This is a genomic window from Pseudomonas gingeri, assembly GCF_013385425.1.
GTDB lineage: Bacteria > Pseudomonadota > Gammaproteobacteria > Pseudomonadales > Pseudomonadaceae > Aquipseudomonas > Aquipseudomonas gingeri_D.
The window spans coordinates 19884-31266 of sequence record NZ_JACAQA010000011.1; the positions used below are offsets into that span (position 1 = coordinate 19884).

Consider the following 11383-nt stretch of genomic DNA (forward strand, 5'->3'; position numbering starts at 1 on the left):
GGATGTGTAACAGCGTTTGTCTACACTGAAAGCATGCCGTGCCCTTCGGTACGGTAACAAGGAGAACACTCCATGAAGATGCTCCGTATCCCATTGTTGTTGATCGGCTTGTTACTTTGCTCGCAGGGGTTTGCGGCGACGGCTCAGCAAAGCAAGATGAGCACTTGCAACGCGGACGCCAAGACCCAGAATCTTGCGGGTGACGCGCGCAAGGCCTTTATGAGTAATTGCCTGAAAGCCGCGCCTGCCGCCACTCCCGCGGTCACCCCTGCCGCCACACCGGCCATGCCCGCGAGTAAGGCGGCGACCACGGCGGCACCGGCCAAGGTGCTGACCCCACAGCAGCAGAAAATGAAGGACTGCAACGCCAACCGGCCCCAGGGGCTCAAGGGCGATGCGTACAAGACCTACATCAGCAATTGCCTGAAGAAGAAGTAGTTTTGACGCTCTACCGGAGCAGGGCTTGCTCGTGATCCGGGCAAGCCCTGCTGCCGCGAAATTTCATGATGCTGCGTCGCCTGCCTGTCACAACTCTTCATTAAGATGCCAGGCCACCGTCCTTCTGGCGCCTGCCGCTGGTCCTCCCAAGAGAAGGCTGGCAGACTGCCTGTCTTTTAGCGCCGTTCTTTTTGAGGCTGTATGTCAGCGTTTTCCCAGCGTTACGTAGTCCTGGCCAGTTTGATCCTTGTTTTCGGTGGGTTGTTGCTGGCATTGCCGTTGCGGCTGTTGCCCAGTCTGTTGGCCGGTTTGTTGGTCTTCGAGCTGGTCAATATGCTCACGCCCAAGCTTGAGCACCTGATTGCCGGACGGCGTGCGCGCTGGCTGGCGGTGGCGTTGCTGGGCACCTTGATCGTCAGTGTGCTGAGCCTGATCTTTGCCGGGGCCATCAGTTTTCTGCTGCACGAAGCGGAAAACCCCGGCGCATCCCTCGGCAAATTCATGGTGGTGGTGGACAAGGCGCGCGGGCAGTTGCCGCCGTTTATCGACGCCTACCTGCCGGCCAGTGCGGCGGAGTTCCAGGTCGCTATCGGCGAGTGGCTGACCAAGCACCTGAGCGAGTTGCAGCTGGTGGGCAAGGACGCGGCGCATATGTTCGTGACCCTGCTGATCGGCATGGTGCTGGGAGCGATCGTGGCCTTGCAGCATGCCTCCGACATCACCCTGCGCAAGCCCCTGGCGGCGGCGCTGTTCGACCGCCTGCGGCTGCTGGTGCAGGCGTTCCGCAATATCGTCTTCGCGCAGATCAAGATCTCGGCGCTGAACACCGCGTTCACCGCGATCTTCCTGGCGGTGATCCTGCCGCTGTGCGGGATCAAGCTGCCGCTGACCAAGACCCTGATCGTGCTGACCTTCCTGCTCGGGCTGTTGCCGGTGATCGGCAACCTGATGTCCAACACCCTGATCACCATCGTCGGCCTGTCGCTGTCGATCTGGGTCGCGGCGGCGGCGTTGGGTTACCTGATGTTTATCCACAAGCTGGAATACTTCCTCAACGCGCGGATCGTCGGCGGGCAGATCAGTGCCAAGTCCTGGGAGTTGCTCATGGCGATGCTGGTGTTCGAGGCCGCATTCGGCCTGCCGGGCGTGGTGGCGGGGCCGATCTATTATGCGTACATCAAGAGCGAGCTGAAGCTGGCGGAGCTGGTCTGACGCGACTGGCGTCATCCCGTCAGGCTTGCCGGCGATGGCGCCGTGGACGGGCGCCGAAGGACCGCGTTGCACCACAGTCCTCGCTGTTTCAGCCGTAGCGCTTCTTCGCTTCGATCGCCAGACCGCTACCAATGCTGCCGAAGATATTGCCTTCCACATGGCGGGCATTGGGCAGCATCGCCGAGACGCTCTGGCGCAGTGCCGGAATGGCGCTGGAGCCGCCGGTGAAGAACACCGTGTCGACCTGCGCGACACCCACCCCGGCATCGCCGAGCAACTGGGTGACGCTGGTGCGGATGCGCTCCAGCAGGTTGTCGATGGCCGACTCGAACAGGGCCCGGCTCAACTCCACGCTCAAGCCCGGCTCGATGCGATCCAGCGGCACATGGCGCAGTGGGGCATGGGTCAGCTCGATCTTGGTTTCTTCGATTTCCATCGCCAGCCAGTGGCCGGCACGCTGTTCGATCAGCTTGAACAGGCGATCGATGCCGCCGGTGTCCTCGATGTCGTAGCGCATGCTGCCCAGGGCCAGCTGGGTTTTCTGCGAGTACACCGAGTTGATGGTGTGCCAGGTCGCCAGGTTCATGTGATGGCTGGTGGGCATATAGGCGCCGCTTTTCATCCGGCTACCGTAGCCGAACAGCGGCATCACGCCTTGCAAACTCAGCTGCTTGTCGAAGTCGGTCCCGCCGATGTGCACGCCGCCGGTGGCGAGGATATCGTCGTGACGGTTGTCCAGGCCCCGGCGCTCCGGCGACAGGCGCACCAGGGAGAAGTCCGAGGTACCGCCGCCGATGTCGACGATCAGCACCAGCTCCTCACGGTCCAGGGTCGACTCGTAGTCGAAGGCGGCGGCGATCGGTTCGTACTGGAAGGACACTTCCTTGAAACCGAGCTTCTTCGCTACTTCCGCCAGGGTGTCTTCGGCTTCCTGGTCGGCGGCCGGGTCTTCGTCGACGAAGAACACCGGGCGGCCCAGCACCACCTGCTCGAACTCACGTCCGGCGGTGGTTTCAGCGCGTTGCTTCAACTGGCCGATAAACAGCCCCAGCAGGTCCTTGAACGGCATCGCCGTGCCGAGCACGCTGGTGTCGTGCTTGATCAGCTTGGAGCCCAGCAGGCTCTTGAGCGAGCGCATCAGCCGGCCTTCGTAGCCTTCCAGGTACTCGTGCAGGGCCAGCCGGCCATAGACCGGACGGCGCTCCTCGAAATTGAAGAAGAGCACCGACGGCAGGGTGATCTTGTCGTCTTCCAGCGCGATCAGCGTTTCCAGGCCGGGGCGTATCCAGCCGACGGTGGAGTTGGAGGTGCCGAAGTCGATACCGCAGGCACGGGCTGGAGAGGCGTTGTTCATGGTGTTCGGGTTCCGGTTGCAAAACGGCCGCGCAGTGTATGCCAGTCGCGCACGGATTCGAAGGCCGGCGATCCGTTAAATAGCGCTTCTTGTAACGGATTGGACTTGAAAGGTGGGCAATCGTCCCCAAACTTGCACTCATTGGTTCTGCCTGTTGCCATCGATGACAAGAAATTCCGGCAACGGCCGATAAACTTCTGCAGCGCCCCTGAGTCACAGCCTTGAGATCGGTCAATCTTTGTCGCGCCGATGCGCGCATGCTGTGTCTTGCCGAGCGGCGCGATATCGATAACGGATGGTGATCCTTAGATGGACTTCAAAGACTATTACAAGATCCTGGGTGTGGAGCCGACGGCGGACGACAAGACCATCAAGGCCGCGTACCGCAAGCTGGCGCGCAAGTATCACCCGGATGTCAGCAAGGAAAAGGACGCCGAAGCGAAGTTCAAGGACGCGTCGGAAGCCTATGAAGCGCTGAAAAGCGCCGACAAGCGCGCCGAATACGACGACTTGCGCAAATACGGCCAGCACGGCCAGCCGTTTCAGGGCCCGCCGGGTTGGCAGGGCCGTGGCGGTTTCGGTGGTGGCGGCGCGGACACAGGCGACTTCTCGGACTTCTTCAGTTCGATCTTCGGCTCGCGCGGCAATGGTTTTGGCGGTGGACAACCAGGCCGCAGCGCCGGCCGGCGAGGGCAGGACGTGGAACTGGAACTACCGATCTTCCTGGAGGAAAGCCTCTCGAACGAGTCGAAGAAGGTCAGCTTCCAGATTCCGCAGCACAATGCCGCCGGGCAGCATGTCAGCAACACCAGCAAAAGCCTGAACGTGAAGATTCCGGCCGGTGTCACCGACGGCGAGCGTATCCGCCTCAAGGGCCAGGGCGCGCCGGGTGTCGGCGGTGGGGCAAATGGCGACCTGTACCTGACGATTCGTTTTGCACCTCACCCCAAATTCGATGTCGAAGGAGAGAACCTGATCATCACCCTGCCGCTGGCGCCCTGGGAATTGGCGCTGGGGGCGGAGATCGCGGTGCCGACCCTGACCGGCAAGATCAACCTCAAGGTCCCGGCGGGCAGCCAGAACGGCCAGCGCATGCGGGCCAAGGGCCACGGCCTGCTGAACAAGGCCGGGCAGCGCGGTTATCTGTTCGTGCAGCTCAAGGCGGTGATGCCACGGCAGAACGACGATGCCGTCAAGGCGTTGTGGCAGGAACTGGCGAAAAAGGCCGCCTTCGACCCGAGAGAGCAATGGAGTAGCTAATCATGAGCAGCCCCTTGAACGTTCAACTGGATATGCAGGCTTTTTGTGAGGTGACCCAATTGCCGGTTGCCTACGTGATCGAAATCGTCGAACACGGCATTCTTGAACCTCAGGGGCGCTCGCCCGAGGCCTGGCGTTTTGGCGATGAAGCGCCGGGTATTGCCCGCCGCGCGGTGAAGCTGCATCGGGATCTTGAGCTGGAGTGGGAAGGCGTCGCCCTGGCGCTGGACCTGCTGGCGGAAGTGCAGCTGCTGCGGGCGGAGAACCAGATGCTGCGCCAGCGCCTGGGGCGCTTTGTGCACGAGTGAATACAGGCCTGGGCCCTAGGCCCGAGAGATTCTGGGCAGGACCACGGTAAAACGTGTGCCGTCTTCGGCGCTGGAGCTGACCTCTATCGTACCCTGATGGGCCGTCACCACTTCCTTGGCGATATACAGCCCCAACCCCAGGCTGGTGGCGGTACCCGGCTGGCCGATCTCTTCATCAGCGCCGCGCACCAACGGATCGAAGATCGTCGCCAGGGCTTCCTGGGGGATCGGCGTGCCGAAGTTGTGCATGGTCAGGCGAACCCTGTCCGTGCCGCCGTCCAGGCTCAGGGTCAGTGGCCGATGGTTGGCACCGTGCTGCAAGGCATTGCCGATCAGGTTTTGCAGCAGTTGCTCGATGCGCCCGCGATCCCAGACCCCATGGACATCACCTTCCACCTTCAGCAACGGCAGGCAATCCGGCTGCCCGGCCCAGGCTTCATTGATGGCGGCTTTCGCCGCACTGCTCAGGTCCATCGGTGCCGGGTCGATGGGCAGGCTGCTGCCCAGGCGGCTGCGGACAAACTCCAGCAAGTCGCTGATCATGCTGCTCATATGACGGGTGCCACTTTTGATATTGGCGACATAGACCAGGCCGTCGGTATCGAGGCGGGTCTTGCGCACCAGCATTTCGGTGGACATGGTCACGGCCTGCAAGGGCGCTCGCAGGTCATGGCCGAGGATGGCGAGGAAAATATCCCGTGAACGGTTGACCTGCTCGGCGTAGGCGGCGGTGGATTCGGTCAGGGCTTCGTCGATGGCTTCGTTGAAGCGAATCATCTCCTGGAAATGTGTCAGCTCCGGCGACACCAGGCTATTGACCCAGCGGCGAATCACGCAGGCGCGCAGGTGACGGAACTCCGAGGTCATCTGCATCAGGTCGAAACCAGCGGTGTGGCGCAGTTCGCCGTGGCTGGCCGCCGCGATGTCCAGGCCGGGGCTGCTGTCCAGGCTGTCGCCCTTGGACTTAGCGGTCTGTTGGCTGGTGCTCTGGCTGGTTTCCATATCCCGGGCGGCGGCCAGCAGGATCGATTTGGCGTGGTCACGCAAGGCGACCCGGCCCATGGTGTCCGCCGCCGGGGTCAGGGTCTTGGCGAACTGTTCCCACTCATCGACGATGCTGTCGACCTGCTGCACGATAAAGGTTGATAGGTGCATGCTTGTTGCCTCGAAGGGAGGATCGCTCTTTATGAGGGCTAGCTTAGCGCTTTTCAGTCCCTTTTGAGGGGTGGGTTTCAGGTGGCCTGACTCATCTATACCTGTCATTTCTGACAGTAGACGCTACCTCCCGGCAGGCTTAGTGTGAATTCGTGTTGTATTCACTCAAAGCAGTACCTCTTCAAAGGAGCGACTGTCATGAACAAAGCAGATCTGTTGAGCAACACCGAAAGCCAGATCAACCAGGCGGCACTGAGCATTGCCGACGGGAAAAAGGATATGGCCAACGACAATGCCGTCGGCAAATTATTGTTCCTGTGTGCCTTGCATCGTGTGCTGGACGGCAAGCCCCATCCGGGTGACCTCGGGATGATGGATGGGATCAATGACTGCCTGCAGCAGTTGGGGCTGGTCGATACGTCGAAAACCTTCTTTGCCGCCATCCAACCCTGACGGCCAAGCCATCCATGGCTGGCCTGGGCTCAGAAGAGGAAGTAGCGCTGCGCCATCGGCAGCACGTCCGCCGGTTCGCACCATAGCAGTACGCCATCGGCCTTGACCTGGTAGGTCTGCGGGTCGACGTCGATCTGCGGCAGGTAGTCGTTGTGGATCAGGTCGGTTTTCTGCACATCGCGGCAGCCTTTGACCACCGCAATCTTTTTCTTCAAGCCCAGGCTCTGGGGAATCCCCGCGGCCTGCGCCGCCTGGCTGATAAAGGTCAGGCTGGTGGCGTGCAATGAGCCGCCGTAGCTGGCGAACATCGGCCGGTAGTGCACCGGCTGCGGCGTCGGGATCGAGGCATTGGCGTCGCCCATCAGGCTGGCGGCAATCGCCCCGCCCTTGAGGATCAGCGTCGGTTTCACACCGAAGAACGCCGGGCGCCAGAGCACCAGGTCGGCCCATTTGCCCACTTCGATCGAGCCCACTTCATGGCTGATGCCGTGGGTGATCGCCGGGTTGATGGTGTATTTGGCGATGTAGCGCTTGACCCGGAAGTTGCTGTTGCCGTCACCGTCGCCCGGCAGCGGGCCGCGTTGTTTCTTCATCTTGTCGGCGGTCTGCCAGGTGCGGGTGATGACTTCACCGACGCGGCCCATGGCCTGGCTGTCGGAGCTGATCATCGAGAACGCGCCGAGGTCGTGGAGGATGTCTTCGGCGGCGATGGTTTCCCGGCGGATGCGGCTCTCGGCAAAGGCCACGTCCTCGGCGATGCTCGGGTCGAGGTGATGGCAGACCATCAGCATGTCCAGATGTTCGTCGATGGTGTTGCGAGTGAACGGCCGGGTCGGATTGGTCGAGCTGGGCAGCACATTGGGGAAACCGCAGGCCTTGATGATGTCCGGCGCATGGCCGCCGCCCGCGCCTTCGGTGTGATAGGTGTGGATGGTACGGCCCTTGAACGCGCCGAGGGTGGTTTCGACAAAACCGGATTCGTTGAGGGTGTCGGTGTGGATCGCCACCTGCACGTCGTACTGGTCGGCCACGCTCAGGCAGTTGTCGATGGCCGCCGGCGTGGTGCCCCAGTCTTCGTGGAGCTTGAGGCCGATGGCGCCGGCCTCGACCTGCTCGATCAGCGGCTGTGGCAGGCTGGCGTTGCCCTTGCCGGTGAAGCCGATGTTCATCGGGAAGGCATCGGCGGCCTGGAGCATGCGCGCCAGGTGCCAGGGCCCGGAGGTGCAGGTGGTGGCGTTGGTGCCGGTGGCCGGCCCCGTGCCGCCGCCGATCATGGTGGTGACGCCGCTCATCAGCGCTTCTTCGATCTGCTGCGGGCAGATGAAGTGGATATGGGTGTCGATGCCGCCGGCGGTGAGGATCATGCCTTCGCCAGCGATGACTTCGGTGCTGGCGCCGATGGCGATGGTCACGTCGGGCTGGATGTCCGGATTGCCGGCCTTGCCGATGGCGGCGATGCGCCCGTCCTTGAGGCCGACGTCGGCCTTGACGATGCCCCAGTGGTCGATGATCAGGGCATTGGTGATCAGGGTGTCGACGACTTCGGCGGCCAACAGCTGGCCTTGGCCCATACCATCGCGGATCACCTTGCCGCCGCCGAATTTCACTTCTTCACCGTAGGTGGTGAAGTCCTTTTCCACTTCGATCCACAGTTCGGTGTCGGCCAGGCGCACCTTGTCGCCGACGGTGGGGCCGAACATGTCGGCGTAGGCTTGTCTGGAAATCTTCATGCTGATTCCTTGGTGCAATGGAAAGAGACCGTGATGCTCTCTTCGCGGGCAAGCTCCGCTCCCACACTGTCCGTGTTGAACCCTGGACTCGGGTACGACACAAAACCTGTGGGAGCGGAGCTTGCCCGCGAAGGCGTCAGTACTGGCAACCCATCAATCCAGGTCGCCCATCACCCGCCCGGCAAACCCGAACACCCGCCGCAACCCGGCCAACTCCACCAATTCAACGTCCCGGCTCTGCCCCGGTTCGAAGCGCACGGCGGTGCCGGCGGGGATATTCAGGCGCATGCCACGGCTGGCGGCGCGATCGAAGCTCAAGGCGTCGTTGGTCTCGAAAAAGTGATAGTGCGAACCGACCTGAATCGGTCGGTCACCGCTGTTCGCCACATTCAGGCTGAGGGTGCGGCGACCGACATTGAGTTCGATGTCGCCGGGCTGGATCTGATATTCACCAGGAATCATTCGGGTTGTCCCAGGGTCTTGAAATAAATGGCGGTGGCCTTGTAGCGACCATCCGGTGTCGCGCAGTAGTTCGGCAGTTCGCCGACCCGGGTGTAGCCCAGGGCGCTGTAGAAGGCTTCGGCTTCGGAGCCGGCCTCGGTGTCGAGGTGCAGCAGGCCACGCTTGTGCTGTTTTGCCGTCTGCTCCAGAGCCTGGATCAGTTGCTGGCCGAGACCGCGATGGCGGGCCTCGCTGTACACCAGCAGCTTCTGGATTTCGGCGCGGTTCAGGCCGTTGGCCTTCTGGCACAGGCTCAGTTGCACGCTGGCCAGCACCTGTTCGTCACGCACCACCACCCAGAGCAGCAGGCTGCCGTCCTGCAGCGCGGTTTGCACCGTATCGAAGTAGTCGCGGGCCTGGCCGGCATCGAGATCGGCCATGAAACCCACACTGGCGCCGTGCCGAACGGCGTCCAGCAGCAAATCGATCAAACCCTGGCGGTAGTGCGCAAAGCTTTCGTTATTCACACGACGCAGTTGGGCGGCGTTCATGGCGGTTACTCCTGGTTGACGGCGGGCGGCAGGGCACCCGGATTCAGAGTCAGTTGCATAAAGGTCAGGTCCAGCCAGCGGCCGAACTTCACCCCCACCTGGGGCATCTGCCCGGTGATGGTGAAACCCTGGCGTTCATGCAGGCGAATGGAAGCGGCGTTACCACTTTCGATGGCGGCGACCATCACATGTTTGCCGCAGTCACGGGCGCGCTCGATCAGCACCGCCATCAGTTGCGGGCCGAGGCCATTGCCGCGCTGGTCGCTGCGCACATAGACCGAGTGTTCGACGGTGTGGCGGAAGCCCTCGAAGGGCCGCCAGTCGCCGAAGGAGGCATAGCCGAGCACGGTGTCAGCACTGTCGACGATCACCAGGATCGGGTAAGCCTGGCCTTGCCGGGTGCTGAACCAGGCCTGGCGATTGCCAAGGTCCACCGGTTGTTCGTTCCAGATCGCCGTGGTGTTGAGCACCGCGTCGTTGTAGATGTCGCGGATCGCCGGCAGGTCGGCGTGGACGGCATCGCGGATTACGTAGGACATGCTCGGCCTCAGGCGATGGGTTGGTGGACGGTGACCAGCTTGGTGCCATCGGGGAAGGTGGCCTCGACCTGGATCTCCGGGATCATTTCCGGGATGCCTTCCATCACTTGTTCGCGGTTGAGCAGGGTGGTGCCGAAGTGCATCAGCTCGGCCACGGTCCGGCCATCGCGGGCACCTTCCAGCAGAGCCGCCGAGATATAGGCCATGGCTTCCGGATAGTTGAGTTTCACCCCACGGGCCAGGCGCCGTTCGGCCACCAGACCAGCGGTAAAAATCAGCAGTTTGTCTTTTTCGCGGGGGGTCAGGTCCATGGTTCGGAGTCCGTTGGCAGGCAGTAAAAGAAGGTTGGCATATTCATGTGTTCCAGATCCTCGGCGGCACGGCCTCGCGCCCCAGCAGGGCCGGGCGCAACAGCCGCCACAGCTCGATCAGCCAGGCACGGGCATGCAGGGCCTCGCCGGCCAGGCAGCGGGCCACCAGCAGGCCGGGCAGTTGGGTGAGGTCGCCGCGCACCCGGGTCGGCACTGAACGGCAGCGTTCGAGCAGCTCGCTGTCGATCTCGCCGGTCACCAGCAGGGTGGCGAAGACCGGTTGGCCGTCGAGGCCGATGGGCGAGTCGAGCAGGCCGTCGTCGCCCTGGATGCGTTGGCGTTCGTGCCAGAGCAGTTGGCCGTCGCGGCGGATATCCAGCTGTGACTGGAAATGCCCGCGATCAAAGCGTTCACCGCTGGCGGGGCGCCCGAGGGCGACCATATCCCAGTAGAGCAAGCGGGCGTCGCCTTCAAGGTCAATGCGGGTGCTCAACTCGGCCTGAGCCGCGCTGAAGACGATGGTTTCCTGGGGCAGCCATTCCAGGGTCGCGCCGGCGGCGACCTTCAGGTCCAGGGTCTGGTAGGCCGGCCCGTTGGCGCGATACCACTTCGCGGCGCCGGGGCTGGTCAGTTGCGCCCAGGCATCGGTTTCGACGCGGGCGCTGATGGCCAGCCGGTCACCGCCGGCAATCCCCCCGGGCGGGTGGACGATAATGTGCTGGCAGACTTGCGGACCTTCGGCATACAGGTGTTTCTGCACCCGCAACGGGCCCAGATGGCGCCGGGTGACCGGGCGCGTGCAATCGCCGAAGCGGGCGTAGCCGAGTTCGAGCTCGGCGTGCCAGCTGGGAGTGAACAGGGCGTGAGTGACAGTTGAATTCATGGTTTCTAATTATCGTCGTGACGCTACAGGTTAGATCGTAACCAGTCCGCGCACACCTTCGGCTTCCATATTTTCTCCGCGACCTTGCTGGACAATCTCGCCCCGGGACATCACCAGGTACTGATCGGCCAACTCGGCGGCGAAATCGTAGAACTGCTCCACCAGCAGGATCGCCATATCGCCGCGGGCGGCGAGTTTCTTGATCACCGCGCCGATCTCCTTGATCACCGAGGGCTGGATGCCTTCGGTGGGTTCGTCGAGGATCAGCAGGCGCGGGCGGCTGGCCAGTGCCCGACCGATGGCCAGCTGTTGCTGCTGGCCGCCGGAAAGGTCGCCGCCACGGCGTTGCTTCATTTGCAGCAGGACCGGGAATAGTTCGTAAATGAACGCGGGTACTTCCTTGGCTTCGGCGCCTGGAAAACGCGACAGGCCCATCAACAGGTTTTCTTCCACGCTCAGGCGGCCGAAGATTTCCCGGCCCTGGGGCACGTAGGCGATACCGGCGTGGACCCGTTGGTGCGGCTTGAAATTCGTGATCGGTTTGCCTTCCCATTGCACGGCCCCTTCCTTGGCCGGCAGCAGGCCCATCAGGCATTTGAGCAGGGTAGTCTTGCCCACCCCGTTGCGGCCCAGCAGGCAGGTGACTTCGCCGACTTTCACGTCAAAGGACAGGCCCCGCAGGATGTGGCTGCCGCCGTAGTACTGGTGCAGTTTGTCGACTTGGAGCATGGTTGTGTTCCTGATATGT

14 protein-coding genes are annotated in these 11383 nt (G+C 62.6%); 5 read left to right on the forward strand and 9 right to left on the reverse strand.

Going from position 1 to position 11383, the window contains the following annotated elements:
- Positions 1-72 precede the first annotated feature (72 nt).
- Positions 73-438, forward strand: a complete 366-nt coding sequence (locus HX830_RS16480) for a PsiF family protein (RefSeq protein ID WP_177101268.1) — start codon at positions 73-75, stop codon at positions 436-438.
- Positions 439-639: 201 nt separating this feature from the next.
- Positions 640-1650 carry an AI-2E family transporter gene (locus HX830_RS16485; protein WP_177101270.1) on the forward strand — a complete coding sequence of 337 codons (1011 nt, stop codon included), beginning with the start codon at positions 640-642 and terminating at the stop codon, positions 1648-1650.
- Positions 1651-1738: 88 nt separating this feature from the next.
- Here HX830_RS16485 and HX830_RS16490 read toward each other — a convergent pair whose 3' ends face one another.
- The gene (locus tag HX830_RS16490) at positions 1739-3004 is read right to left on the reverse strand and encodes an Hsp70 family protein (protein WP_177101272.1); all 1266 of its coding nucleotides are present in this window, start codon (positions 3002-3004) and stop codon (positions 1739-1741) included.
- A gap of 309 nt (positions 3005-3313) precedes the next feature.
- Between HX830_RS16490 and HX830_RS16495 the strand changes: the two genes are divergently transcribed.
- Together HX830_RS16495 and HX830_RS16500 are read left to right on the forward strand one after the other, a co-directional pair.
- Positions 3314-4264, forward strand: a complete 951-nt coding sequence (locus tag HX830_RS16495) for a DnaJ C-terminal domain-containing protein (RefSeq protein ID WP_103495237.1) — start codon at positions 3314-3316, stop codon at positions 4262-4264.
- 2 nt (positions 4265-4266) lie between these two features.
- Complete coding sequence (locus HX830_RS16500; RefSeq protein ID WP_103495236.1) at positions 4267-4572, forward strand: chaperone modulator CbpM; 306 nt, start codon at positions 4267-4269, stop codon at positions 4570-4572.
- Positions 4573-4587: 15 nt separating this feature from the next.
- On the opposite strand, the gene HX830_RS16505 is transcribed toward HX830_RS16500, so the two are convergent.
- Positions 4588-5727: a sensor histidine kinase gene (locus tag HX830_RS16505; protein ID WP_177101274.1), complete on the reverse strand. Its 1140-nt coding sequence runs from the start codon at positions 5725-5727 to the stop codon at positions 4588-4590.
- A 198-nt stretch (positions 5728-5925) separates the two neighbouring features.
- Here HX830_RS16505 and HX830_RS16510 point away from each other — a divergent pair, with 198 nt between their 5' ends.
- A complete protein-coding gene (locus HX830_RS16510) occupies positions 5926-6180 on the forward strand; it encodes a hypothetical protein (protein ID WP_152741560.1) in 255 nt (84 codons plus the stop codon).
- Between the two features lie 29 nt (positions 6181-6209).
- On the opposite strand, the gene ureC is transcribed toward HX830_RS16510, so the two are convergent.
- From ureC to urtE, 7 genes are all read right to left on the reverse strand, one after another.
- Positions 6210-7910, reverse strand: a complete 1701-nt coding sequence (gene ureC / locus HX830_RS16515; protein WP_152741561.1) for an urease subunit alpha — start codon at positions 7908-7910, stop codon at positions 6210-6212.
- A gap of 153 nt (positions 7911-8063) precedes the next feature.
- Positions 8064-8372, reverse strand: a complete 309-nt coding sequence (locus tag HX830_RS16520) for an urease subunit beta (RefSeq protein WP_100944249.1) — start codon at positions 8370-8372, stop codon at positions 8064-8066.
- Positions 8369-8902, reverse strand: a complete 534-nt coding sequence (locus HX830_RS16525; RefSeq protein ID WP_103495232.1) for a GNAT family N-acetyltransferase — start codon at positions 8900-8902, stop codon at positions 8369-8371. Before HX830_RS16525 ends, HX830_RS16520 begins: the two co-directional genes overlap by 4 nt.
- A gap of 5 nt (positions 8903-8907) precedes the next feature.
- A complete protein-coding gene (locus HX830_RS16530; RefSeq protein ID WP_152741562.1) occupies positions 8908-9441 on the reverse strand; it encodes a GNAT family N-acetyltransferase in 534 nt (177 codons plus the stop codon).
- 8 nt (positions 9442-9449) lie between these two features.
- On the reverse strand, positions 9450-9752 hold the full coding sequence (gene ureA / locus HX830_RS16535) for an urease subunit gamma (RefSeq protein ID WP_103495230.1): 303 nt from the start codon (positions 9750-9752) through the stop codon (positions 9450-9452).
- A 43-nt stretch (positions 9753-9795) separates the two neighbouring features.
- Positions 9796-10635, reverse strand: coding sequence for an urease accessory protein UreD (locus HX830_RS16540; protein WP_152741563.1), 840 nt, complete (start codon positions 10633-10635; stop codon positions 9796-9798).
- A 30-nt stretch (positions 10636-10665) separates the two neighbouring features.
- Positions 10666-11364, reverse strand: a complete 699-nt coding sequence (gene urtE, locus HX830_RS16545; RefSeq protein ID WP_177101276.1) for an urea ABC transporter ATP-binding subunit UrtE — start codon at positions 11362-11364, stop codon at positions 10666-10668.
- Positions 11365-11383 lie beyond the last annotated feature (19 nt).